Below are 26,145 nucleotides of genomic sequence, written 5' to 3'. Positions count from 1 at the left end.
CCATATCCGAATATCCATCCAGATCGGTTCACACCAAGGAACGTTTCTACAACAAAAGCGGCGACCTCTCCCGGATTGAATTCAGGAAAAGACCGCCGCTCTATATAAACGTTCTCTTTTTTTACAATTTAGTTGCTCCAGTACTGCTTGGCAATCTTTTGGCCTTGATCGATCTTTGCCCATTGCTCGGCTTCGGTTAGTTCGTTTCCGCCATCGCAGGACGCAAAGCCGCATTGATGGGACAACAACAGGCGATCCTTATCGATGATTTTGGATGCTTCGTCAAGTAAACGAACGACACGGGCCTCATCATCAAGGGTACTCGTTTTGGAAGACAGCAAACCCAGTACAATTTCCGTTTCAGGTCTGTCCTTGAACACTTCCAGTGCTTCAATCGAACCCGCACGATCATCATCCCACTCCAGGAAGAAACGATCATACTTCAACTGCTTCAGGAACAGATTCGCAATTTTCGCGTAAGATCCACCACCCATGTTGCGGGAATCATAGTTCCCCCGGCAGTTGTGTGTCCACATTTTCAAGCCCAGGCTATGACCGAAGTCAATCACCGTATTGTTAATATCAATAAATTCGGTAGCGAGACCCTGTACTTCCTCTTGATTAATATGCTCCCCTGTAAACGGAGAGTTCGGGTTATCGTCCGCAAACAACTCCCACAAGCAATCATCGAATTGCAGAATTTTGCCGCCTGCCGCAGCGAATTCCTCCACAAATTCCTTATACGCCTTCACAAGGCCCGCTTTGAGTTCCTGATTGTTCTGATAAACAGCATCCGTACCGCCAATGTTATCCGACCAGGAAAGTTCGCCGAAGATATGGGATGGTGACGGTACGCAAAGTTTTGTTTGCTGATCGCCCGCTGTGTCTTGCAGCTGTTTGAACAATTGAATGAAATGATGATTCTTGCCGCTCAGTTCGCCCGTAATGCGCAGGCCAATATCCTTGCGTGTTTCATATTTCGAAGTCCCATCAACATCTCTGAAAAAATATCCGTGATCCGCGATATAACGCTCAACTCCGCCAAAGCCCCACACAAAATCCAGATGCCACATCGATTTGGAGAACTCGCCATCTGTAATAATCGACAGGTCATGCTCAATCTCCTTTTTCACAACCTGTTGAATTGCCTCCGTCTCACATTTCTCATAACCTTCGAAGTTTTCATAGAATGGATATTGGATGTCATCACGATGTTCAATTTGCGTTTTATATGTCAGCAGCTCATCGGGCCGCAATAAACTTCCTACGATCTGGAACTTATCAGTCATGTAAAAAACCCCCTCGTTGTATAGGATTATCATATCATGCTGAATGGGGTTAGATCAGATACTTAAAAACCATAACTGGTTATAGGTACAGGCTATAGCAAACAAATAAACTTTCTCAATAAACACAAGTAGACCGCCCCCCATGCAAAGGTTGCGGTCTACTTGACGTATATCCTCTTGCTAAGCTCACCGCCCTTAAAAGCGGCTAAACCGACCTACAATGTACTGCGCCGTAGTTCATAAAAATACTGCACAGCTGGGTGCTTTAATTTCATCTGTTCAGTCATGTTTAAGATTCGCTTTTTGCCAACCCGTCTGTCCACCAAAGCCAGAATATTTAACAGGATATCACTACTCTCCAAGTTTTCCTCTATAGAAGTGGATAAAAACGTTGTAGCTGCAACGGTAAAATTCGATTTACTTAATGCGGCCTGCACCAACAGAAGCTCTTTGGCATGTACGGAGATTTTTCTGCTTCTTGCCATGACTTGAAGACGATCCTCGGGAACGTTCCCTTTGGACTCTTTTCGGATGGCTTCAATCTCTTCATTATTCACAGGAATCAGGATATTGGGATCGTTCTTAATCTCCTGATCGGTCTGATACCATCGGATTGAGGTTGTAGTATCACTCATATTGAGTATGTTCTTTTTATCTACGGTAATGTAACAATCCCCTGATTTACCAAGTAAATAACGGTAACTTGTTGCGCGGTATTCGACCCTACCTACTAACGCAGGACAGAGGAAACTCTCCAGCTGCTGCTTCAATTTGCTCCAGGACATATATCCTCCTATTTTATAAAGCCTGCCGTCAAAATTGCGGCAATCATTTCAATTATCTTTTTTCAACCTATCTCCAATATCGACTTTCACTTAAATTATAACACAGCACAACAAATCGACGTCATATAATAAGGCACGACTCAAACGAGAGCACCCCAATGATTGGTTTTCAACTTCCCTATGTGATAGACTTGCAGAAAATTATCTGCATCCTATTAAACTATCATTGCCTATCATTGATCACACATTCCTATTCACAAAGGAGAGGAACAGTTTAATGACCAAGAAGAAATCAACATTACCCGCTAATATGAATCAACTTATTAAAACAAATGATATTGCTGCTGTAAAAGAAGTCTTTGAGCAATGCGAATGGGATGCCCGCGGAGGCTACAGCAAAGGTACCGCCCTCAGCTTTCGGCAGATTTCCGATGAATTGATTCGCTGGTTGGTAGAGCAAGGGGCCGATATCAACGCACGGGACAAATATGAACGCACGCCTTTACACGCTCATGCTGCACACTGGTCGGGAAATGCAGCTTTGCTCCTCGAATTGGGTGCGGAGCTGGACGCTGTTGATTATAGCAATGAAACACCGTTGCACGCAGCAGTCAATGCGTATAGAACGGATGCGGTACGAGAACTAGTAAGCCAAGGTGCTAATATCAATGTAGAGAATAAACAGGGGAATACCCCATTAGCTAAGGGATTAGTTAATAGCCGGAATGGGGATATTGTCAATCTGGCGGAGATTTCCACGATCCTGCTGGATGCCGGAGCATCCATCACCCCAACGATGAAAGAGTCGGTGAAGCGAATTGGCAAAGATTTTGAATTCGCACGGGACAAGTTCAATAAGGACAAGGTTGACGAAGTCTCAGACGCATTGATCAAGCTGTACCAGCTATTTGATGTCGAGCCGGTAGCGAATCGGATCATCCATGATGGGACTGCACCCATTCAGGTAAAGGCAACCACTTGGCCCGAGCAACACCAGGAACTGTGGGAATATCTCATCCCGGCCAAGGGCCACGCTCAAACGGTGCAGGGAGAGGTTATCCGCATCACAGGGCGCGTGTCCCATGAAGTACTGGATAATGGCGGTGGAAACTGGGATGCGGAGTATCGCAAGATGCTGGATGCCCTGATTCGCTACCTGGGCACTGGAGCGCCATTAGCTCCGGCACTCCTTCAAGAGGCAGCAGATTTGGCCAGCAGGCTTCGCAATGGATCGGATTATGATGCGCCTGCCAGATTATGCGAGTTGGCCGTGCTATGGGTGCTTGCCAATCCTCAGCCCGTCCCGATGGCACAACCGGAGTATACGCGTTAACGCTCTAGGCCTTTTCAATAAAATCGCGGGCTTATTCTTTATCTATTGAATTAGAAATAATGCAAAAAAGCTAAACAGCTCTCTCCCAAAATTATTGGAAGAATTGCCGTTTAGCTTTAATTATATTTCAAACAGCCACATGGATTTCCAGTCTTCCCTCTCCTATTTCGCACATTCCCTTAGCAAAGAAAAGTTAACTTCCACGTTACTCCGCCTCATCGTGATCCTTACTTGCAAATTCATCAAGCAGCGCACGCACTTCATTAGTTGATTTGGCGTTCATTAAGCTGTTTCTGAGTTCACTTGCCCCGCGGAATCCACGGACATAAATTTTGAAGAAGCGAGCAAGCGGGCTGAACGAACGTGGCTCCTGTGCTGAATATTGATCATAGAGATCCAGATGTAACCGCAGCAGATCAAGCAGCTCCTCACTGCTGTGTTCCTTCGGCTCCTTCTCAAAAGCAAACGGATTCTGGAAAATACCGCGCCCAATCATGATACCATCCACACCATATTGCTCCGCAAGCTTCAATCCGGTCTGACGGTCAGGGATATCCCCGTTAATCGTCAGTAGTGTATGGGGCGCCACCTCATCACGAAGTTTCTTAATCTCCGGAATCAGTTCCCAGTGAGCGTCTACTTTGCTCATTTCCTCTCTTGTCCGAAGATGAATGGACAGATTCACAATGTCCTGTTTCAGAATATGGGTTAACCAGTCACGCCATTCGTCTACAGCAGTGAAACCGAGCCTTGTTTTTACACTGACGGGCAGTCCCCCCGCTTTAGCCGCCTGGATGATTTCCCCTGCAACTTCGGGACGGCAGATTAGACCGCTTCCCTTTCCGTTCTGTGCTACATTCGCTACAGGGCACCCCATATTAATATCGATGCCTTTAAAACCTTCTTTCGCCATACCGATGCTCATCTCTCGAAAGAACTCAGGTTTATCTCCCCAGATATGCGCCACAATCGGCTGTTCATCTGCTGTAAAAGTCAAACGCCCGCGCACACTTTTGTTCCCCTCCGGGTGACAATAACTCTCTGTATTCGCAAACTCCGTAAAAAACACATCCGGTCTGGCTGCTTCACTTACGACATGCCGAAACACAACATCCGTCACATCTTCCATGGGCGCAAGTATAAAAAATGGCCGTGGCAAATCACGCCAAAAGTTTTCCTTTGTCATATCCAAAACCCCTCTATATATACCAGGACAATTTGTTGTCCTCATTAATAGTAAAAAATCGCAGCTCATGCATTTGCATACTTATCCTTTAAATTAGCATTAGCCGTTTCATTACAATTTACATTTTGATGTCCTTGCTTCTTCTTCACTTATACCATGCAAATGAACTTCGCTCAAACAGCATTATCTGTTAGTACTTCCAATAGATCTTCTATTTACTGAAATGTTCATTGAATCCGGAATTCCCCATTACCGATTTTATCATGTCTTTGTTTGAATTTCAGCGTGATTTCTCTTGCCGATCTGGAAAAGCTCCTCTAAAATGAAGCTCGGCAGGCTTTTAACCTGCAAATCCTTACATGGAGAGGCATGGATCAAACATGGAAATTACGCTGGATATTATCAAAGACAAAGTCGAATGCCTGCAGGCTTATGACTTCCGTGAACTGGAACGAGCGATCGAAGACAGGATCGGAATGAATAAGGCGCTAATGCTGCGAGTGAGGCAGGTTCAGCATCAAGTGACGTTCGACCCGATTCGCAACAAAATGCTATATAGTGCGGTTGTACATTTTGCCGTAGATTGATGGACAAGAGTAGGGAATATGCGATTTCGTAAAAAGGAAATGGGCATGTTATCCATTAGATAACCTGCCCAGCCAAAGCAACATGTAGCTAACCAATGCTCGCTGTTTCAGTTATTTAGGGGGAATACATCATGAGTGCTGCCGATGAAGCACATTTCTCCTCACGTAACCTCCCCAATGCTGCTGCTCAATGCGGTGCTGCTTCTCATAGATTTCATAAGAATGCAGTGCTTTCTCGTCTGCACGCCATTCTCCTCGCAGCACATGATCTTTCAATTCTAGATGAAGCTGGTAACATGTTGTCATCGGATTCGAGATCATCAGATCCAGATAGTTATATGCACACGTTGCCCCGCTTCCAAACGGTTGTGTGCGGATGATGCTCAACAACGGCGAGCGGTGTGTGCAGCGTCATCCAATAGATCAGGTTAGAAAGCTGACAGAGCCCTCCGGCAACCCAGGTTTGAAGCCGCCATAAAACCGGACAGCTTTGGTACTGCTCTGGATCGGACGCATATTGCTGTTAACCTTTGTAATCCGTCGTTCGGTACTTCAGTTCCTGGACAGAAGTACACTTCTCGCTCAGCGTCAAAAGTTAAACTTCCATTTTGGATATAAACGATACACATGATCCTTTCTAGGTTTGAACATTATTTTAATATACTTGAAGGGTGCTTGTTTTGAAGCTCTTCCAATCTATAGTATACAAAGGTCCATGATTCGGGATAAAGTTAACTTGATTGGCCGGAGTAACGGTATGGAGCCCACCTCTAAGGTAAAATTCGAAGTTGTTTTTTTACATAGAGAAGGTTTCATAGAATAGACCGGGTATAATGAAGTCAAATGACAGTTCAGCATGATCTTATTATCATAATGAAGGAGGAGCATCCGTGGCATTTATTCCGTTAAACTGTCCCAATTGCAACGGAAGAATTGAATACAAGGAGGATGAAGTTTTAAAGTGTCCCTATTGTGAAACAGAGCTTTTATTGAAACAAAATCATGTCTACTATGTGGATCAGACCATTAACCATTACCACGGGACAGTTCCTGAGGCCACGCCGAAGCCGTCCGTCTCCGTCTCCGTCCCCCTAAGGCTGGTATTGGTCCTGCTGCTCGTCATATCAGGCGCCATCGGTACTTATTTTTATTACAGCGTCAGCTCCACTCATCCGAAAACAGAGGCCAATCTGTCTGTACGGAAGATGCCTGAAAGCGAGGTTCTGCTCTCCTTTTTGCAGGATATCTTCGATAAAGGATCTGCCTTGCCGACAGAGGAGGAATTGGCTCGTCTGCGCTATTTGACCGTGGAGTATTCGGATAATGACCAGTGGCAGTTTACCTATAGCTTCTCCGATCCCTTCAGCGATGAGCACGCCGAGAAGATCACTTATGTTACTCAGGACAAGAGACTGAATGCCCAGAAGATTGATCAGCGAGATTTTGAAGCTTTTAAGGGACTGACGGCATTGGACCTGACGAATAACTATGAAATCTCCCAGACGGATCAAACCACTCTTGCCCATATGTCCGGTTTAAAAAGCTATGGTGGTGCTTTTAACGAATCCTTTAGCACGTTTTCTGGCTACTTTGGTGACAAGTCTAAAATTACGGAGCTTTCTACCCAGCTTCGCAGCAATCAGGAATTAGCCTTACTTCTGGAATTCCCCAATCTGAACTCTTTATCCATTACCTATGTGGATGAGTCCGTAACGGATTTTTTTCTGTTAAACAAGCTGCCGCTCAAGTCTCTGTCACTCACCTATGTCAATGAACTGGGATGGTTGTCGTCCATGACCGGGCTGTCATCCTTGTCTATACATTACAGTGAAGCTACAGACCTACAGCCGCTGTATGCCTTAACCCAGCTTCAGGAGCTTCAGCTTTCCTATTTAACCAACGTAAAGTCCATCGACTTTGTGCAAAATATGCCTGCACTACAAACGCTAGATATCGAAAATTTAAATTTTTCCAGTCTGGAGCGCCTAGCCGGCAAGACCTCCATTACCAAACTACGCCTGGCTTCCTTAAGCAAACTTAGCTCGGTAAAGACCATAAACAGTCTGTCTTCTCTACGAGAATTAACGTTGTCCGGCTACTACGAGAACGCAGAGGCGCTATCTTTACCTAATGTAGGACGAGTGGAAATCCCAGGCTCCTTTCTCTCCGGGCTGAAGGCTCCCGCCGCAACCAGCCTGACGCTCCGTGGCGGAAGCGGTGAGTTAAATTTGGCTGAGCTGGGAAAGTTCCCGAAACTGGAGCAGCTTTCCCTTTGGGAAATCAGTGAAATAACCCGTCTTGGCGCCCTGGACGGCTTGCCACGCCTACAGACTCTAAAAATTTACGACTCGTCACTGTACAAGGAGAGCGATGCTTTATTTCGTTTAAAGCAAGTGAAATCTTTGGTGTGCTCCGAATGCAGGCTGAACTTTGAACAAAAGGCGGCCGGGGAGAACAGCGTGCTTGAACACTTGACCTTAGAGCAGCCATATTTCAGCATAAACAACACCTCTGTTACTGAAGTTGACCAAATGATGCCTTACTTTGCCAAAATGTCCGCTCTGCGTTCCTTCACCCTGCAGGACAGCAATTTGGCTTCTCTGGAATTTATGAGTAACTGGCAGGCCATAGAAGAGCTTCATCTCGAGAACAATGCCATTTCCAATATCGAGACCCTAAGCCAGCTGCCTAATCTGCAAAAGGTATATCTAACCGGTAATTCCGTACAAAACAAATCCGTGCTTGGTACGGGTGTGCACGTATATTAATTACCGCCTGGGATGATGGAGAGTTTTAGACTACTATAGTTAAAGAAGTAAAGAGGAGCAAATGCTCCTCTTTACTATTTTCGCGAGGATATCTGTATGATCTGTTTGTAGGCACACCAGAAAAGGCTCTTGCAAAATGATTAGGGAAGCGACCCTGATATCAGGGATTCTGTTACAGCAAGTCCCTCATTCTCTTTCTCCTCGTCCCCTTACTTTTTATTCGAATCAAAGCGATGCGGATTGGCCTTGCCAAAGATATGATACGGGGTTATCCCCTTTGCAAATAGGCTATCGATCAGTCCGACCAATTCTTCTGACGATAGATCTTTGCCGTTGCGTATCCAAAGACGAAACATAGATATTAATGTTGATATGTAAAACTCAATGATATATGGCGCTAAAGCATCATTTGTTGGAAAGTCCACAATCAATCGCTCAAAGGGAATTTCTCTTTTCAGACGTTCAATAAAATGAACAGAACCATAGTCGCCCAAGAGGGCCTTAAGAACTGAAATGTCCTCTGCATTTTCCAAGCATTGAAGTGCGTCTTGAAAAGTATGTGTAGAAAACTCTCTGCCTGCCATTTCCTCGTTAATGGATTTAAAGACACGCTCTTCAACGTAGTCCAACAACTCATAGATATCCGTAAAGTATTGATAAAATGTACTGCGATTATATCCTGATTGTTTAGCAATCTCTTGAATGGATATTTTTTCGATTGGTTTTCGGCTATATAAATCGCAGAATACATTTACAAATGTCTGCCTTGTTTTGTCCGTAATTTCAGGTTGCTTATGCATGATTTTCCTCCAATTTCTGTTCAATCAGTCCAACCAATCATACGACAGATATTAAAAATCTGATGGTTGATGACCCTATAGTGAATCAATACAATAACATTATACAACACGTTGTTGGATTATTAACAAGGACTGAAATACATTTTTAGGAGGTAATATGAGAATTTTATTCTTTGGTAGAGGTGTAATATCGACCCAATATGCTTGGGCTTTTGAAAAGGCAGGACATACAGTAGAGTTTTACGTTAGAAAAGGGAGAAAAGAAACCTTCGGAAGCCATATAGAGCTTGAAATGTGGGATGCACGAAGAGGGAAACAGCTAATACAAGAAAACTGGAAAGTCAAACTACATGAGGAGATTAGCGCAAATTATGATCTCATTATTGTAAGTGTCAACACGGAACAACTTCCAAAAGCAGCACAATTACTATCGACTGTTGCTGGAAACACCCCTGTCCTCATATTCAATAACATTTGGCAAGATTTGAAATCATCGATCTCACCTTTGTCTATGAACAATGTTGTCTTTGGGTTCCCAGGAGCCGGAGGCGGCATTGAGGACAATAAGCTTAGGGGCGGCTTTTTAAAAACGATATTTCTGGAAAAACCACGGGTAGGCACGGAACAGATAAACAACAAGGTCAAGGAACTATTTGAAAGTGCCCATTTTAAAATTAGTTGGATAAAGGATATGCAAAACTGGCTATGGAATCACTTTGCCATGAATGCGGCTATGGAAACCGAAGTACTAAAAGTGGGAAGTTTTCCAGCAATCATGAATCATCGTGACTCATTCACAAATGTTGGGAAGAATATGAGGGAAATTGTACCTGTACTCAAAGCAAGAGGTGCAAAAATTGATATGATTTCTCTCCTGCTAACCAAGATTCCACCGGCACTTCTCGGCACGCTTTTTAACAAGTTTATTTTGGCAAAGGGCAGCATACCACGGCTTATCATCGAATACAACAATAGCAAACCAAATTTTGCGGTACTTGAAGTTGTGAGAGAAGCCAAAAAGTTAGGCATACCTTTACCACGTCTTACTACAGCACTTGATAACACTGAACAACATTAAAGTTATTGAAAGCTGAAAAACTCGACAACTTGATATTGTTCAGACCGACATCAACTCTCCAAATGATTATATAAAACGATTCTCCATCCGACGAACGTAAGCCTCATCCACTGTGCTGCGTGGAATTAATTACTGTGGCAATATCCCCGTTGACACATGAATATATACTGCACACCTCATAGTTACGCTACCTATTCACTATTAGGTGTATTGGCGCTACTATCATTATGCATCAAGTCATCCTGCTGTTCCATAATCCTGTCAATCTCAGCATCAATCAATGGCAGTAGCAGACTAATAAATGACTTGTTTCCATTAGAATTTCTTTCGATTTTCCTTGATATCATCTCCCTTGCTATCAATGTTCGCTCTATGTGCTTGAGCAAATGCGAACAATAATAGAATAGAAAGGCTGTAAAGAGGATTTTGGAAAGTTTTGCCGAATTAGTTCTAAATACATACCTATAATAGGCCATCAGGAGGGAGTCAAAAGAAGTGCAACGTACCACTAGACCCATAGTCAATCATCCCAACAGGACAACGCAAGCCCAAACTAACAAGGCTATTCTAAACCAAACAGCGGGAGCGGTCAGTCAATCGAATACTGCAGCTGTTGCATGCCGCAAATGCAAGTCACAGCAAGTAGTAGCCAACAAAAGAGGGTACAGTTTCGCAAACTTGTTTAAAACACTGTGGTGGATGGGATTATTTCCTCTCATATTAGTCTTAATCGGTACGATTGGAGCTTATTCTTTTCACATGAATGTAGCAGTTGGAATTGGTGGAAGTAGCACTGGAGGTGGAGGTGGAGTTGTTGAAGGTTTGATAGCTATCATCGGAGTTATTTTCGGGATATCAATCTTTATATCTTTACCCGTAAGCATCCTAATTGGATTCGTTGGGAGAAGTGAAATTGTAAACGGCTGTATGAACTGCGGTTTTAAATGGAGACCTGCTAAGAGGAAGTAAACTATTGGTGGGGGTGGGTAAGATTTTGATTTCCCCCGCCGCGCTAATGTTGTACCATAAGAGAGTTACAGTACTCTTACGAAATGCAGACTTTTTGTATAATTAAGCTGTGAGATGTTCAGAAGCCCAAGGCTTCCTGCCCGTTCACATGTTGGTTAGCGGTCGCTCCCTGTGTCAGCAGGGGCGGCCTTTTCTGCATTTTTGATACTTACATGGGGTGGCTCAGATCATTAACAATAATAAGATTCAAAGAAAAAATCACTCTCCGTCCTTGCGATTCAAGTTGAAAAACACCTTTGTGGACTTTTATATTGGGTACAGAAAGGACATCTTATCTGCACAGCCCACATTAAGCATAAAAAAGAAGTGGGCTATTGACCCACTTCGTTACTATTCCACGCCAATACACCTCAACTATTAATCTTATCTGATCAACATCGCCACTGACTCCACATGCACCGTATGCGGGAACATATCCACCGGCGTTACCTCAACCGTCCGATACCCACCATCCTCCAGCACACGCAGATCACGTGCCAGCGTGCTCGGGTTACAACTCACATACACCACGCGCTCAGGCTTCATCTCCAAGATCGTATCCAGCAAACGTGGATCACAGCCCTTACGCGGTGGATCGACGACGATGACATCGGCTTCGATGCCTTGTTCTTTCCAGCGTGGGATAACATCCTCGGAAGCGCCAACTTCGAACATCACGTTCTTCATCTCATTCAAGAGCGCATTGCTGCGAGCGTCCTCGATCGCTTCGGGCACAATCTCCACCCCGTACACCTGATCCGCATGCTGCGCGAGGAAAAGAGAAATCGTTCCGATGCCGCAATAGGCATCGATGACAGTTTCTTTGCCGCTCAGTCCTGCGTACTCTACCGTTTTCCCATACAGCACTTCCGTCTGCACCGGATTCACCTGGTAGAACGAACGAGGGGAGATCGCAAACTGTACATCCCCGATATAATCGTAGATTACATCACGGCCCCACAGGACGCGGGTTTCATCGCCGAAGATGACGTTCGTCTGTTTCTTGTTCACATTCTGGCATATGCTCGCGACATGCGGAATCGCTTCACGAATGCTACCGATCCATTCGTCCTTGTACGGAATATCTCGCCCATTGGTGACGAGGACGAGCATCATCTCGCCTGTACGAAATGCCTTCTTAACGACTACGTGGCGCAGCAAACCGCGACCTGTCTCTTCGTTATATGCGCTGATTCCAAAATGACTGCCGATCTCCTTAACCTTCGCCACCACTTCGTCATTATGTTCGTGTTGAATGAGGCATGTCTCCATGTCGATGATCCGATGGCTTCCTTTGGCATAAAATCCGCCTACCAAACCACCTTCGGTCACACCGATCGGCACCTGTGCCTTGTTGCGATAGCGCCATGGCTCGTCCATACCCATGGTAGGCAGCACACGGATCGCGTGCTCAGTACCTTCTTCGTCCATAATACCTTCCATTCGAAGACGAATACGATTGTTTCCCTTCAGTTGTACTTCGGAAGATTCTTGTGTTGGTTCAGTTGCCTGGTTCGCATTCTGTTTCAACCGTTCCTCCAGCTTCACCTCACCAACTGAAGTGTCATCCTGCAAGCTCTGTTCAAGCGTCTCCGCATCCTCCACCAACACGTTCAGCTTGCCAATCCGCTGCAAATTATCCACCACCAGCTGGCGCTTCCACGCAAGCTGTCCGGCGTAACTCATATGCTGGATCTGGCAGCCGCCGCATTGATCGTAGATCGGGCAAGGCGCGGATACACGATCCGGGCTGGCCTTCACAATCTCCAGCAGTTTGGCGTAGCCGTACTGCTTCTTGGTTTTCATCACTCTCACGCGTACGGTTTCGCCCGGAAGCGCGCCTTGCACGAACAACGTGTACCCGTTGGCACGACCGACACCCTCACCGTCATGGTTCATACCAATGATGTCGATGACAGTCTCTTCATTTTTGCTAACAGGAAGTCCTTCGATTGATGCAGATTGACGTTCCCGTCCCTTTGGACGAACGGCAGAAAGAGATGCGCCTTGTGACCGCACCTCTTTCCCTTGCTGACGTGTAGATGGACGAGCTGATTTGCTTGACTGACGGGACGTTGAAGCGTTCCCTGGCCCCTGAGAGGCAGCCGAATTCCGGCGGTTTTTTCCACGACCGCTGCGGTTCGTATTAGACAACGTACATTCACTTCTTTCTTCTTATATATCACCCCATGCTTGGGGAGTTCATTCCATTCGATCTTTACCGTTTCACCCTGAGATTATACGTGATCCCTACACGGACGGCAACTGGAAAAACACATTGCCCACACCATTCTTAACGATACAACATCAGGTGATGACGCAGGTTTCTGAAGGTCGCTGGCAATGTGCCACCCAGCTCGCCATCCAGGTTCAACTGAACATACCCTGGTGACGTCACTTCCATATAATCCGTTTGAAAATGAACAACCTTCTTGTCATTCAGATGTTCACCACGCAGCGCAAGGGTTACGAGGCGAATCATGTCAGCCAGATTACATTTGCGTACACCGATCACATCGAACAGACCATCATCAATAGTTGCACCCGGAGCCAGCTTCTCGAAGCCGCCGACAGAGTTCGTATTGGCGATCAGGAACAGCATGAACTCATCATGAATCGTTTCCTGACCTGCCGCGCGGATAACCAGTTCCTGCGGAGACAGACTCGCCATTTTCTCAATACCCTTCATATAGTAGGCAAGCTGCCCAATCATCGTTTTGAGACGGCTTGGCACCTCATAGGTCAGTTCGGTTAACGAACCTCCGCCTGCAATATTGATAAAATATTTATTGTTTGCCTTTCCCAGGTCAAGTGGACGAAGCTGCTGGTTAATGACCAGATCTACGTAATCTTCCCACTGTCTCGGAATTCCCAACGCACGCGCAAAATCATTCGTTGTTCCCACAGGAAACACACCCAGCGGAGGACGATTCTCCCGCTCGGCCATACCGTTAATGACTTCGTACAGCGTACCATCGCCGCCAGCAGCAATAATCATGTCATATCCGCGCTCTATCGCCAGCTCCGCTTCACGGGTTGCATCTCCCTCACCCGTAGTTGCGTGACAAGAGGCTTCGATGCCACCTTGATCCAAACGCTGCAAAATATCAGCCAGACGTTTCTTCATTTCTTCCCGGCCTGAGGTCGGATTATATATTAAGCGAGCTTTTTTCATCTCATACGCCACCTATTCCACATTATCCATGAGTCTGATCGACCTCATTTTCGTTCATTTGCGAGCAAATATAATCAGGTATCATTTTACTCAATCATTCACATCCGTTAATACAGATCAAATATTCACCCATACCTATATCTATGCATAAGGAATTCCATCTCATTCCAAAGCCTTTATGTACTATCATATCATCAAATGTAAAGATGTCCTAGCCTGCGAATGATAAGTAATTATTTTCATATTCAGAAAACTGATTTTTACATTGCGAGGACAATAACACCAAATTCAAGAGAGCCACCTCTCTCCGGCAGCATTGCAGGCATGCTTTCCCATATTTCCGATCCTGCTATCTTTTACAAAATAAACCTATCCCACTCCTCTTGAATCTAATCCTATGAATTTCCCGTCATCCAGAACCATCCATCACCATTCTGCCCGCCTGAACAGGAATTAGTCTTCTATCCTCTCAAATCATGAGAACAACTATATACTTCAAAAAATTTACAAAAGAACCGAACGAGATGACAAATAAAATGAAACATTTTCGTGCAGAGAACAGATTAACAGCCATCCTCTTATAAAAAAGTAAAATCCCCTTCAAGTAGACACAGAACTTGGAGGGGATTGTTTGTGCATTCACATGTAGTTTAGAAGCCAATCTTTCTGCCAGCGCGGAGCTGTTTATACCAAAAATATACGGTGCAGCCTACACAGTAACCGAACAATGCGGCACTTGCAGCGAGGAGAAGCATCGACGAGAAAATATAACCCGCTACCTGCCAACCAAGGCCGAATGAGACAAGGGCCAGCGTAAGAAACAATACGGCCAGAACATTGTTGAAGCGTTGCAGTTCCACTGCCTGTGTCTCTGTCCCTTTTCCCGTTAACACGGCCTTACCAATCTGCACAAACAGATTAAGCTTGCCTCCAGATGCCAGACCGACGACCTGGATAATCCATAACGCTCCCAGAATTAACGGCTGGTTGAACAGAAATGACAGGACTACAACTAGCACAATCCCGATTTGGTTCGCTTTGACATAGCGCATAGGTACTTCCCGCATCTGCATATCACCTTATCCCCATTTTATTAGTTGGTTTAATTGTAGCCGGGATCGGGATTTCGAGCAATAGTCATCTCATTTGAGGTTAGAATATCCCTTTTTAAGCACATCCCAATGAGGAGTAGACATGTGGGTAACCTTCTTCCAACCGTTAAAGGCATCATTTAACGCCTCGATCTCTCCAAAAGAACCCGCAACCAGTTTATACAACGGAAGCACACTATAAATCTTCAATAGAAGGTAAAGCATCCGTTGATGCTTTCGAATCAGTTTGGCCTGGATCTCCGGTATAATCGATATGCCCATAGCTTCAAGCACGCCAAACCCTTCATCCATCGCTCCAATCATATGCTGGAGTTGCTTTCTGTTTCCGTCCAGCTTGATCATCTCACGCTTCTCATTGAAGCTCACCCCATTAAGCATCAGAATGGGCACAATATGGCTTTTCAGCCAGGCATCGATATCGTCCAGGTAATTCAACTTGTATTTCGTCTTCTCAAAAGCTTGATCCAGTATGGATTTAAAGGCAATCTCACCGTCCAGCCCACCAATCACCATTTGTCCACCTGCTCCACCAATGGATAACATGCGATCTTCTTGCCGCCGCCCGCCGCTGACATGAAAACCAAATGCGACTTTCTTTTCCACTCTGCTGTTTTCCTCCAAAAAGGTTTGCATGCTTCGTGCATCGGCGTTGTTGCCTACGATTACCACGTTACTGCTCCGATTGGCCGCCAAAATAGGCAGCACCGATGGAAAATCGTTATATTTCATAACCACGAAAATAAGATCATAGATGTCGTCCTCTTCCAGGCTCCGGGTTACCCGAACCGGATCAACGGTTGTTTTAAACTGGAACACATGACGAATGACGATCCCGTCCCTTTCCAGTTCCTCTGCCCGCTTTCCTCTAGCCAGAATGGTGACGTCATTTCCCCCGCGCACCAAAACCTGAGCCAGTTGACTACCCAGAACGCCAGCGCCATACACTAATATATTCATTGGTTGCCCCTTTATTTCAGATTTTATGGATAATCGTTGCTTTATCAACAGTTGTTGATAAAATAAGAGTAACAAAGCAACCGCAATGCTTCAATCGCTAAAATATCCGTTATTGTTGAATAATCAACGAATGAATCGATAATGTTGAAAACATCAGAGGAGGCGCCATGGACAGACGAGTGGTCAAAACAAGAAAAGCCATAACCGATGCCTTAATCGGGTTGTTGGAAGCGCGGGATTTCGAGCAGATTACGATAAATGATATTGCCGATCGGGCTGATGTCAACCGAGGTACCATCTACTTGCACTATACAGACAAATTCGATCTGCTGGATCAAAGCATTGAGACCTATTTGCAGCAATTGGTGGACAGCTGTATGGTCGAGAGTCCTACGACTCCCATGACCATTAAGGAAGCACTGCTTCGCACCTTCCGTTACCTGGAACAGCACGCTTCCGTTTATACCACGCTATTAACCCGGAAAGGAATTCCAGCCTTCCGTAATCGGCTGATGGTGCTCCTGATTCAGGGGGTGGAGGAGCAGGTTGATGCATGTGGCATTCATAAGGGGATCAATAGGGAAATCACTGTGCAATTCCTGGCTTCTGCCGCCGCTGGCCTGATGGAATGGTGGATCATGAATTCTATGCCTTATCCAGCAGAGGAGATCGTCGAAGAATTGATGTCTTTGCTAGAGCTTCATCTGGTTCTTCCTTCTTCAGTGAAGGGTTAAACCCGATCGGTTTGCTAAATCACTTGTAATCACAAAAAGCCACGTCCCGAGGACGTGGCTTCGTTTATTTGGCAAACCCATCGGATCGCTCCGCGAACAGGCTTCGCTGCCAGTAATACGCTCATTCGTGAAGCCAAGGCCCTTTTCAGAAAGAAACCTTAACCTCATCACATCTTTCCAGTAAACGTTGAATCTGACGCTCCAGCCACTTTCCTAACAGCGGATGCGGAAGCAGCGTCTCACCACTATATGCATAATCCAATTCCTTCAGTCGGTCTGGGATCACCTTCATGGTGAAATAACCGGCACTCAAAAACAGCGGCGCCACAATAACACGGCTCCCCCGCTCTTCAATCCAGTGTTTCGCCTTGTCATACACACTATCCGGATTAAGCAGCGCATAATCGGTATGCGCGACACCGCTGACTTCCTGTACCCGCTGTGCGAGGGAAGAAATTCCTGTTTCCCAGCGCTGACGGAATCCATTATGGATACTTCCATGTCCTATCAACAGAATCGTTTCCTGTTCTGGGTGCTGCGACAGGGACTTCACCTTATCCCACACCATGACCGCAATATCCGGATCATTATCCACAGGATAACCGAAGTGAACCCGCGCTTGTACGTTAAACGGTTCCAGATCAGTCTCGCGTTCCGGGGCTTCTTTGGCACCGATGGCATATTCAATTTCATCCACATGTGTACTGCCGGAGGAAACAAATAAAGGTACCACCAGGATGTCCGTTACACCCTCTGCTTCCAGTCGGTCGATACCGTCCTGGATCAGGCGCCCTTCCACAAGTTCAAGAAACACGGCTTCAACGGGTAATGGTTCAGGCAGATTTAACCGGGAGACCGCGCCATCGACGGATTCCACCCAGGTTTTCTCCTGAGAACCGTGACTAATGATGAGTACACCCGGTTTCTTCATTGTTTAACGTCCCAGGCGTTCCAGCGTCATTTTATAACCGTCATTGCCATAATTCAGACAGCGTTTTACACGAGAGATCGTGGCTGTACTTGCCCCCGTCTCTGCTTCAATTTGGTTATAGGTATTTCCTTTGCCAAGCATACGAGCTACTTCCAGCCGTTGGGACATGGATTGGATCTCATTTACGGTGCAGAGGTCATCAAAAAATACATAGCACTCTTCAATATCTTTCAGAGTCAAAATGGCCTCAAATAGTTGTTCAATACTTTTATCATTTAGCTTTTTCAGCTGCATTTCATCATCATCCCCTAGCGGTTACTGTGTACCTTCATTGTACCCACCCTGAGTTGGTATTTCAAGCGTTAACGATTTCACGCAGTACAGAATAAAAATACATGTTACCGCTTTCAATAGGTACTATTGTCCTTCCCTCGTGTACAACCCCTGACTATATCGCGATTTTCCCCATTTTTCACCTGTGTATATCCGATTAATTAAGTAGGATTTTATACATTTAAAATGTTACAAATTTGTGTCTAAACTATATCACCCAACTCAAAACCTCTTATCTTCCTCTGCGCCCAAATCCGCAAATATCCCGTTTTCCGGGATAAGCGCCTACGCCGTCTCTCCGCTAATGACATACAGTATATCAAAAGGGAGTTCCATCTCGGTATGTTATGCACATCTGTCATACAGCTGATGGAACGCAATTCCGAAATCCAACATAGAAGGAACGTGATAGTTCATGCCACAGCATTATTATCACCGCCAGCCCGCCTCGCGGCAGCGTCCCTCTTCCCATTCGCCTCGGCAGGCTTATACATCTGCATACATGCCGCCGCGGGCATTGAATGAAGTGGAGGTTCACCCCGTATATCCTGGAGTTGATCCATATTATCCTCCATTCCAGGAAGTCGAAGCATCCGGACTTGTGCCTTATAGTCCAGGGGGCCCGGGAGGACCCGGAGGAAGTCTCTTTGGCGGAGGAGCCCCTGCAGCCCCTCCTGCTCCGGTGACAGCACCTGCATCTTCCTCTGGCTTTTCACTGCCCAACATCGGAGAACTGAAGGGTATGATCGACCGCTTTGGAGGAATCGATGGCATCATGAACGGGATCGGCAAAATGCAAAAGGTCGTTGGCGGCTTTCAGCAGATGGCACCAATGATGAAGCTCGTAATGGGTATGCTTCCTTTTGGCAAAGGAAAAAACAACAGCAGCGCTGCGGATAAAGATTATGAAGAATATTCGCCGCCTCGCTCACGCAAACGCCGTAAGAAAACGACTGCTGCACCGCGTAAACGCAGCTCCAGCAGCAAACCCAGTCGTAAATCCAGCTCTACCAGACGTCGTCCCAAAAGCAGCAAAAAAATCTAATTCCATTCCCAGGCACTCTCTTGCATAAAGAGGGTGCCTTCATCTTTTGTTCATGGCTGACCAGGAACCTATGTTCTTATTCATGTGAATTGAGGTATACTGGATGCAGGTAAAGGAGGCGGACTATGGAACTGATCAAAGATAAATATACTCCCGCTTTAATCCATCGAACCGGAGAGCAGCTGCACCAATTCTATCCCCAGCTGAACATACAGCAATTCAGAGAACTTGTATTTGCCGAGGGCTGGGATCAACTGGAATTCAAAGCCCGTATTCGCCGAATCACATTGGCGTTGACTGAAGTGCTGCCTGACAGCTATGAAGAAGCATTGACGATTATCGAGCAGGCTGCACCATATATGCGTGGCGTTGAGTATTTGTTCGTACCGGATTTTATTGAAGTGAACGGACTGGCATCGGAAAACTACGAGCTATCCATGAAATACTTGACCGTTTTCACACCTTATTCCAGTTCCGAGTTCGCGGTACGCCCGTTTATTGAACGTTACCCGATCGAAACGATGAAACACATGATGGAGTGGGCAGACAGCTCCAATGAACATATTCGCAGACTTGCCAGTGAAGGCAGCCGCCCGCGGCTTCCGTGGGGGTCCAAACTACGGGGATTTATTACCGATCCAACGCCTGTACTTCCGATTTTGCATACATTGAAGCAGGACGAGTCCTTATACGTTAGAAAGAGTGTTGCCAATCATCTGAACGATATCTCGAAAGACCATCCGGAACTGGTCCTGGATTTGGCCTCAAGCTGGTACGGACAACATGAGCATACGGACTGGATCGTTCGTCACGCAAGCCGCTCTTTGCTGAAAAAGGGACATCCGAAAGCGCTGAGTCTCTTTGGATATGTCGAGCAGGATGCGACACATATCGAGCATCTTCAACTTGCAAGAGATACCGTAGCCATTGGGGAAGATCTTCATTTTTCCTTTGATGTCGTTAATGAAAGTGGTCAGTCACAGATGCTGCGTATCGAATATGAGATCGGATACATGAAAGCGAATGGCAAGCAGGCACCAAAGCGTTTTAAGTGCTCTGACAAGACTTACCCTACCGGAAGAACCAAGGTTTCAACGAAACAATCGTTCAAAGTGATTACGACCAGACTTTATTATGCTGGATTGCATACACTTACGATTGTTGTAAATGGACAACCTGCGGCCAGCACGGCCTTTGTTTTGGAACAAGAATAGTACAGTCCAACGAAAAAGTTATGCACAGCTTATGAATAAAAAGATTTATTCACATGTGGATAAGATTAAAAACACCCTTAACCGAATGCAGAAGTCTGTTACAGACGGGTATTCGGTTATTTGGCGCACTCACAGCACTCGCCCCGATCATCATCTTCCAAACTCCCTGTTGACTTGGAGTACACTCCAAGTTGTACCATTCGGAGATCATCACCCTACATTACATTATTCATGAAAAGAGGAATGACAGATGCAAACGAAAAAGTACGTTTTCATTACTGGAGCAAATAAGGGAATCGGGTTCGAAACCGCTCGGCAGTTAGGAAAAATGGGATATGTTATTCTCCTGGGAGCGAGAAATGAACTCAAAGGCGAGGAAGCCGCCCGAATCCTGGTTAACGAGGGCATCGAGGCTCATGGGATCATGCTTGATGTAACCCGCCAAGATACCATTCAGGCTGCTGTCAGTCAAATGGAGCAAAAGTTTGGCTCGCTGGACGTCCTGATTAACAATGCAGGAATCTCTGTTGGAGGGGCTGCTCTGCCCAGTCAGATTTCTTTGGAGGACATTCGGAAAACCTACGACACCAATTTCTTTGGTATGATTTCCGTTACTCAGGCCCTGCTGCCTTTATTGCAGCAATCCCCTGCAGGACGAATCGTCAACCTGACAAGTGGTCTCGGCTCACTTGCCTTTAATAGCGATCCCGAGCACGAACATGCTCAATTTAACCTGCTCGCTTACAACAGCAGTAAAGCAGCGGTTAATATGTTCACCGTTACACTTGCCAAAGAATTCAGGGATACACCGCTCAAAATCAATTCTGCCGATCCCGGCTTTACGGCAACCGATCTAAACGGCTTCACAGGAATAGGCACCGTGCAGCAAGCTGCTGCTATTGTGGTTAAGTTAGCTGTCTTGGATGAAGATGGTCCAACAGGAGGATTCCATGGAAACGATGGAGAACTACCTTGGTAATCCAACACTAAGGAGTTTGATCTCATGCAGGACATTCCAGACATCGTTACGTCCATCCGGGAAGCAGCAGCGCTAACCGGTTTAACTGAAGATACTATCCGTTATTATGAAAAAGTAGGCCTCCTGCCTTATGCAGAGCGAAAAACGAACGGACATCGACAATATAGCAAGGATCATATCCTTGGCATCATTTTTTTAACACGGCTCAAGGCAACCGGGATGACCATAGAACAAATGAAGTACTATCGGGAGCTCTCTGAACAGGGCCCTGAAACCCTGTCTGCCAGATACGCCATCCTTGAAGAGCATCAACGTAAAATTCAGCAGGAGATATCCAGACTGAACGAAACCTCAGAAATTATAGCGTATAAGCTTCAGCATTACCGGGAAATTTCGGAGCATCCCGATCTTGATGACCCTCACTGTAACCCTACATTCTAGAACATCCAGCCGCCTGCTGGAATTTTGGAGACAACAAGCGATGATCTTTTTATGGCGCAGCCACAATTGCCAAAAAGATCATCGCTTGGTTACAATACATACGTTGGACTTGTCCACATTGATATCTGGCTCCATTTACTCTACTTAAACCAGCCGCGCTTTACAAACCAAGCCACCATGATCCCGCCAAGTACGAACATCAACAGCATTACCGCCCCATATCCATACTTCCATTGCAGCTCAGGCATATAGGCAAAGTTCATTCCATAAATTCCGGCGATCAGCGTCAGCGGCATAAAGACGGTCGTAATTACCGTAAGAGTCTTCATAATGGCATTCATTCGGTTGGAATTCAGTGAAATATAACTGTCCCTCAGGTCTGCGGTCATCTCCCGATCGGCTTCAATCATGTCGGTCAGCTTCAGCAGATGATCATAGATATCCGTGAAATATGCCGTATGCTCCCCTGATCGCTGCACATGTTGGGAATTGACCACTCGATACAGCAGATCCCGCATCGGCACTACGGTGCGTCTAAGCTTCAGCAATCGACTCCGCAGGTCAAACACCTGGTTCATCAGATCTTCCACCGACTCTGTTCCACCCCGGTTTTCCAGTTCAGCCAGCTCATCCTCAATGGCAAACAGCGACGGGAAATAATGATCAACCAGCTTGTCCATCACCGTATATGCTGCTGCCACCGGGCCACGAGCCCAAATGGTTCGTTCGTGTGCATGATGCAACAACCGTTCCCATGCTTCATCCACTTCTTCCAGTACGCCATGATGAAAGGACACCAGAAAGTTCGTCCCGAGGAACAGATCCACCTCTTCTGCTTCCAATGTGGATGGATTCAATGCATGCAGTACAAGGAACTGCAAATTGTCGTAATAGTCGAGTTTGGGGCGCTGTAATACATGTAGGCAATCTTCAATCGCCAATGGGTGAAAATGAAAATATGTATCCAGCAATCGGCTTTCCTCTTCCGAAGGCTGGTTGAAGTCTGCCCATACCCAAGCATAATCCTGCAGGTCCAGCTGTGTCAGCGGTACATTCACGGAAACCTGATGTTCCCGTGTAATCGCGAGTGTACGAATCATAAATCAGACCACGTCCTTGTCTTGTATCCTTTACGTTATTGTACAACTTTAACCACTGAATCGTCTCCTGCAGCAGGCCCATGATCCCACTTATCCTGGGGACGCGACAACAAAAAAAGCCAACCCTGTTGGCTTCTCTCATTTCCCTATCCACAGTTCCCTGTATCCACAGGAATATCTTCTTTTGGTTTATCATTCCACGGATGGCTATCCACATATCCAGCCTGTCCACACGCTCATGCACAGGCGTCTCTTCTTTTTGGTTGTATAATTGTCCACATATCCCGATATTCACATAGTTATGAACAGTTTGCCTTAAACCCAGAATTTGTCCTAGAACACTTTTTCGAATTAGAAAATGATCCAGTACAACAATCCTGCCAACGCCCCAGTAATCGGAATCGTAATAAACCACGTAATAATAATACGTCCAGCTAGTCCCCATTTTACAGCAGAAAAACGCTTCGCGGAACCAACACCTAGAATGGCCGATGTGATCGCATGTGTTGTACTTACTGGAAGATGAAGCAAAGTTGCTGAGAAAATAACGGATGCAGCTGACAAATCCGCGGCAAAACCGTTAATCGGTTCAATTTTAAAGATTTTGGTTCCCATCGTTTTGATGATTTTCCAACCACCGATGGACGTACCCAGAGCCATTGCTGTTGCTGCAGAGATTTTAACCCACAGCGGGACATCCAGATGATCCTGTACCCCGGCTGCAACCAATGCAAACGTAATAATCCCCATGGCTTTCTGAGCATCATTCGTACCATGTGTAAACGCCTGGAGAGCGGCTGTAAAAATCTGAACTGTACGGAAACCTTTGTTCACGTTATGCGGACTGCGTTTCGCAAAAACATATTTGAGAATCGTCATGACCACATAACCTATGGCAAATGCAATCAGAGGTGATAACAACAATCCTCCGACGATATCAATAAATCCACTCCATTTCACTTTATCAGCGCCCGCACCAACAAGTACTGCTCCTGCAAGGGCTCCAATAAGTGCATGCGAGGATGAAGAAGGAATACCGAACCACCATGTAACCAGATTCCAGATAATCGCGGCGATCAAGGTGACGATGACGACCTCTATCCCGTTATCCAGCTTGGTGGGGTCTGTTACGCTGCCCCCAATCGTCTTCGCTACTCCTGTAAACATCATGGCACCGACAAAGTTCATCACGGCAGCCATAAGGATTGCCCGGCGCGGAGTTAGTGCCCGTGTCGAGACCGAAGTTGCAATGGCGTTCGCTGTATCGTGAAAACCATTAATGAAGTCAAACGCCAGTGCAAGGAAGACGACTATACCCAATACCCAAATCGTTGTTTCCATTATTCTCTGGCTCCTTAAGAATTACGCATGATGATGGATTCAAGCACGTTCGCAACATGTTCACAAGCATCCGTTGTTGTCTCAAGACGTTCATAGATTTCTTTGCGCTTGATCAATTCAATCGGATCAGGCACTGTTGCGAAAAGGTTCTTGATACAGTTGCGCAGCACTTCATCGCCCTGGTTCTCCAGATCATTCAAACGAATCGTGTACTCGCGAATCGCCAGCAATTTTTTCTGAGACAGCAAATGAATGGCCTTCTGAATTTCGTAAGCCGATTGGCGCAAAATTTCAGCGAATTGAACAATATATTCGTCCGGGTCAGTCAGTTGGTACATATAGAAACGGGAAGCCGTTGCTTCGAGTCCGTCCAATACGTCATCAAGTGTCGTTGTCAGTTCCATAATATCATCGCGTTCGATCGGCGTGATAAATGTTTTGTTGAGTTCTGTAATGATCGTGTGCACATAGTCATCACATTGGGACTCGTACTTCTTCATTTCATTGGCAAAAAGAGTCACATCCTGAAGGTTGGAAACATGCTGGGAGAAATAATCTGCCGCTTGAACAACCGTATCTGCCATGTTCTCCAGTGTTTCAAAAAATATATCCTTCTTCTTCTTAAGCTTCATAGCTCTATCCCCTTTACGAGAAATTGCCGATAACCGATGAAACATGAAATGACAACCTTTGATATCTTATCATAAATGTTTCACGGTTTGTACATAAGGCATGATCCTTTTTTATATTCTTATCACATAAATCTGAAATGAATCTTAATTATTTGGAATGACTGGAAAAATGATGATGAAATTTTACACTGCGTTTACATTTCTCCTGAAATTGGATTAATTTTGAATTTCGACATGCTCTGCAAAGTCAGGCTGATTCGGAACGATACAAATAAAGGTCTTGCCAGGAACAAGGGCCATTTCGGTCCCATTTTGCACAAAACGAATAATATCACCCGGTTTCTTTACCCACTGTCCATGAATGACCTTCCCCTTCTGAAACAGCATAGCTTCCCCGCCCTGCTCCAGATTAACGGACAGTCTGCCCACGTTGTCGAGCACCTTATGATTCGCACCGACGACCATAATATTGGCCGCTCCGATCTGTTCGTCGTTATCCATATCCTGATCTGTCTTCCCGTTCACCAATCTCATATATCGTCCGCTAACTTCATCATAATCATACGTGACCCGGTAACTCTCCAATAAATAATGAATATCGAATCGCTTGGCCGTCTCGCCAGAGGAAGCAGAACCTTCTTCGTTATACGAATACACAGGCGACTTGAAGTCGTGACTATAGCCTTTGGTATCCGCTCCTTCTCTCAGCTTGTCCGATGACGTGTACAGATTATGCGGTGCTTTACGATCGGAGGAACGCCAGAAATAGGGGCCGCCATTCGAGATCTCATCCATATGCTGCTTCTGCTGCTTTTGCAAAATGGAATAGGCTTCAGGGCTCCCGCCCGCATGAACCAGTACACCATCATAACTCTCGCCAAGCTCGATCAGGTAAGGACGAATACTGCGCACAGGACCCACCGTCTCCGTACCTCCTTCACTCTGGAAGATTGCAATAAATCGGGTAATGCCACCCTCGGCAAGCACTTCGATAATAATGTCGGCCGCACTCAGACCTGATTGGGGCCTTGCTGCAGGTGCATTGTTAATCATAACGGCCAGCGGGCGGCGCGTAATGGCTTCATCCGCAGGCAGCCCCGTCAGCGGTGCTGTGTAGAGTGACGTGGCAGGTTCCTCGGTTATGGTTTCTTCCTGTACAGGTGCAGGAACGGACTCCGGCTCTGGTAGCTGGACCATCTCCTTGTTCTGACAAGCCACCAGACTCATGGCCAGAATGAGCAGCGACGCCGCAGATGTCGTTTTGTTCCATTTCCATTGCTTCAATATATGTACCTCCTGGACGGTATGGCTGAAATC

General features: G+C 45.9%; 24 protein-coding genes and 1 pseudogene. 10 read left to right on the top strand and 15 right to left on the bottom strand.

Features of this window, described 5'->3' with window-relative positions:
- Positions 1 to 128: 128 nt before the first annotated feature.
- Positions 129 to 1,289 (bottom strand): cobalamin-independent methionine synthase II family protein, encoded by a 1,161-nt coding sequence (locus PPA03S_RS25305; RefSeq protein WP_062327106.1) that lies wholly within the window; start codon positions 1,287 to 1,289, stop codon positions 129 to 131.
- Between the two features lie 215 nt (positions 1,290 to 1,504).
- Positions 1,505 to 2,074, bottom strand: a complete 570-nt coding sequence (locus PPA03S_RS25300) for an SF0329 family protein (RefSeq protein WP_062327104.1) — start codon at positions 2,072 to 2,074, stop codon at positions 1,505 to 1,507.
- Positions 2,075 to 2,351: 277 nt separating this feature from the next.
- Here PPA03S_RS25300 and PPA03S_RS25295 point away from each other — a divergent pair, with 277 nt between their 5' ends.
- Entirely contained in the window at positions 2,352 to 3,407 is a 1,056-nt protein-coding gene (locus tag PPA03S_RS25295; protein WP_062327102.1) for an ankyrin repeat domain-containing protein, read from the top strand.
- Between the two features lie 205 nt (positions 3,408 to 3,612).
- Here the strand turns inward: PPA03S_RS25295 and PPA03S_RS25290 are convergent, their stop codons facing one another.
- A complete protein-coding gene (locus PPA03S_RS25290; protein WP_062327100.1) occupies positions 3,613 to 4,593 on the bottom strand; it encodes a tRNA dihydrouridine synthase in 981 nt (326 codons plus the stop codon).
- A 380-nt stretch (positions 4,594 to 4,973) separates the two neighbouring features.
- On the opposite strand from PPA03S_RS25290, the gene PPA03S_RS25285 reads away from it, so the two are divergent.
- Positions 4,974 to 5,180: a DUF2536 family protein gene (locus PPA03S_RS25285; protein ID WP_062327098.1), complete on the top strand. Its 207-nt coding sequence runs from the start codon at positions 4,974 to 4,976 to the stop codon at positions 5,178 to 5,180.
- A gap of 138 nt (positions 5,181 to 5,318) precedes the next feature.
- On the opposite strand, the pseudogene PPA03S_RS25280 reads toward PPA03S_RS25285, so the two are convergent.
- Positions 5,319 to 5,646: pseudogene (locus tag PPA03S_RS25280) on the bottom strand (VanW family protein); the annotation flags it as partial.
- Positions 5,647 to 6,169: 523 nt separating this feature from the next.
- On the opposite strand from PPA03S_RS25280, the gene PPA03S_RS25275 reads away from it, so the two are divergent.
- A complete protein-coding gene (locus PPA03S_RS25275; protein WP_245683725.1) occupies positions 6,170 to 7,948 on the top strand; it encodes a leucine-rich repeat domain-containing protein in 1,779 nt (592 codons plus the stop codon).
- 209 nt (positions 7,949 to 8,157) lie between these two features.
- Here PPA03S_RS25275 and PPA03S_RS25270 read toward each other — a convergent pair whose 3' ends face one another.
- Complete coding sequence (locus PPA03S_RS25270; protein ID WP_062327088.1) at positions 8,158 to 8,748, bottom strand: TetR/AcrR family transcriptional regulator; 591 nt, start codon at positions 8,746 to 8,748, stop codon at positions 8,158 to 8,160.
- A 157-nt stretch (positions 8,749 to 8,905) separates the two neighbouring features.
- Here PPA03S_RS25270 and PPA03S_RS25265 point away from each other — a divergent pair, with 157 nt between their 5' ends.
- Positions 8,906 to 9,826, top strand: a complete 921-nt coding sequence (locus PPA03S_RS25265) for a ketopantoate reductase family protein (RefSeq protein ID WP_062327085.1) — start codon at positions 8,906 to 8,908, stop codon at positions 9,824 to 9,826.
- 678 nt (positions 9,827 to 10,504) lie between these two features.
- The gene (locus PPA03S_RS33440; RefSeq protein ID WP_245683724.1) at positions 10,505 to 10,795 is read left to right on the top strand and encodes a hypothetical protein; all 291 of its coding nucleotides are present in this window, start codon (positions 10,505 to 10,507) and stop codon (positions 10,793 to 10,795) included.
- Positions 10,796 to 11,218: 423 nt separating this feature from the next.
- On the opposite strand, the gene rlmD is transcribed toward PPA03S_RS33440, so the two are convergent.
- The 4 genes from rlmD to PPA03S_RS25235 form a co-directional block, all read right to left on the bottom strand.
- On the bottom strand, positions 11,219 to 12,733 hold the full coding sequence (rlmD, locus tag PPA03S_RS25250; RefSeq protein WP_411835331.1) for a 23S rRNA (uracil(1939)-C(5))-methyltransferase RlmD: 1,515 nt from the start codon (positions 12,731 to 12,733) through the stop codon (positions 11,219 to 11,221).
- A 394-nt stretch (positions 12,734 to 13,127) separates the two neighbouring features.
- The gene (locus PPA03S_RS25245; protein WP_062327079.1) at positions 13,128 to 14,009 is read right to left on the bottom strand and encodes a diacylglycerol kinase; all 882 of its coding nucleotides are present in this window, start codon (positions 14,007 to 14,009) and stop codon (positions 13,128 to 13,130) included.
- Positions 14,010 to 14,659: 650 nt separating this feature from the next.
- The gene (locus tag PPA03S_RS25240) at positions 14,660 to 15,076 is read right to left on the bottom strand and encodes a DUF4395 domain-containing protein (RefSeq protein WP_062327273.1); all 417 of its coding nucleotides are present in this window, start codon (positions 15,074 to 15,076) and stop codon (positions 14,660 to 14,662) included.
- Between the two features lie 75 nt (positions 15,077 to 15,151).
- A complete protein-coding gene (locus PPA03S_RS25235; RefSeq protein ID WP_062327077.1) occupies positions 15,152 to 16,078 on the bottom strand; it encodes a ketopantoate reductase family protein in 927 nt (308 codons plus the stop codon).
- Between the two features lie 167 nt (positions 16,079 to 16,245).
- On the opposite strand from PPA03S_RS25235, the gene PPA03S_RS25230 reads away from it, so the two are divergent.
- Positions 16,246 to 16,812, top strand: coding sequence for a TetR/AcrR family transcriptional regulator (locus tag PPA03S_RS25230; protein WP_062327075.1), 567 nt, complete (start codon positions 16,246 to 16,248; stop codon positions 16,810 to 16,812).
- A gap of 145 nt (positions 16,813 to 16,957) precedes the next feature.
- Here the strand turns inward: PPA03S_RS25230 and PPA03S_RS25225 are convergent, their stop codons facing one another.
- On the bottom strand, positions 16,958 to 17,743 hold the full coding sequence (locus tag PPA03S_RS25225) for a sirohydrochlorin chelatase (protein ID WP_062327073.1): 786 nt from the start codon (positions 17,741 to 17,743) through the stop codon (positions 16,958 to 16,960).
- A gap of 3 nt (positions 17,744 to 17,746) precedes the next feature.
- Entirely contained in the window at positions 17,747 to 18,037 is a 291-nt protein-coding gene (locus PPA03S_RS25220) for a YerC/YecD family TrpR-related protein (protein WP_017690665.1), read from the bottom strand.
- A 454-nt stretch (positions 18,038 to 18,491) separates the two neighbouring features.
- Here PPA03S_RS25220 and PPA03S_RS33050 point away from each other — a divergent pair, with 454 nt between their 5' ends.
- From PPA03S_RS33050 to PPA03S_RS25195, 4 genes are all read left to right on the top strand, one after another.
- Complete coding sequence (locus tag PPA03S_RS33050; protein WP_157284364.1) at positions 18,492 to 19,121, top strand: hypothetical protein; 630 nt, start codon at positions 18,492 to 18,494, stop codon at positions 19,119 to 19,121.
- 125 nt (positions 19,122 to 19,246) lie between these two features.
- Entirely contained in the window at positions 19,247 to 20,335 is a 1,089-nt protein-coding gene (locus PPA03S_RS25205; protein ID WP_062327067.1) for a DNA alkylation repair protein, read from the top strand.
- A gap of 250 nt (positions 20,336 to 20,585) precedes the next feature.
- Entirely contained in the window at positions 20,586 to 21,314 is a 729-nt protein-coding gene (locus PPA03S_RS25200) for an SDR family oxidoreductase (protein ID WP_062327065.1), read from the top strand.
- Between the two features lie 24 nt (positions 21,315 to 21,338).
- Complete coding sequence (locus PPA03S_RS25195) at positions 21,339 to 21,755, top strand: MerR family transcriptional regulator (protein WP_062327058.1); 417 nt, start codon at positions 21,339 to 21,341, stop codon at positions 21,753 to 21,755.
- A 140-nt stretch (positions 21,756 to 21,895) separates the two neighbouring features.
- On the opposite strand, the gene corA is transcribed toward PPA03S_RS25195, so the two are convergent.
- The 4 genes from corA to PPA03S_RS25175 all read right to left on the bottom strand — a co-directional run bounded on the left by corA (position 21,896) and on the right by PPA03S_RS25175 (position 26,112).
- The gene (gene corA / locus PPA03S_RS25190; RefSeq protein ID WP_062327051.1) at positions 21,896 to 22,855 is read right to left on the bottom strand and encodes a magnesium/cobalt transporter CorA; all 960 of its coding nucleotides are present in this window, start codon (positions 22,853 to 22,855) and stop codon (positions 21,896 to 21,898) included.
- A 351-nt stretch (positions 22,856 to 23,206) separates the two neighbouring features.
- Positions 23,207 to 24,196, bottom strand: a complete 990-nt coding sequence (locus tag PPA03S_RS25185) for an inorganic phosphate transporter (protein WP_062327049.1) — start codon at positions 24,194 to 24,196, stop codon at positions 23,207 to 23,209.
- Positions 24,197 to 24,210: 14 nt separating this feature from the next.
- Entirely contained in the window at positions 24,211 to 24,828 is a 618-nt protein-coding gene (locus PPA03S_RS25180) for a DUF47 domain-containing protein (protein ID WP_062327047.1), read from the bottom strand.
- A gap of 216 nt (positions 24,829 to 25,044) precedes the next feature.
- Positions 25,045 to 26,112 carry a DUF3048 domain-containing protein gene (locus PPA03S_RS25175; protein ID WP_062327045.1) on the bottom strand — a complete coding sequence of 356 codons (1,068 nt, stop codon included), beginning with the start codon at positions 26,110 to 26,112 and terminating at the stop codon, positions 25,045 to 25,047.
- Positions 26,113 to 26,145: the final 33 nt, after the last annotated feature.

This window comes from Paenibacillus pabuli NBRC 13638, from assembly GCF_001514495.1.
Classification (GTDB): Bacteria; Bacillota; Bacilli; order Paenibacillales; family Paenibacillaceae; genus Paenibacillus; species Paenibacillus pabuli.
Note: the sequence above shows the minus strand (reverse complement) of the source record. Positions and strands in the feature narration are given on the sequence as shown.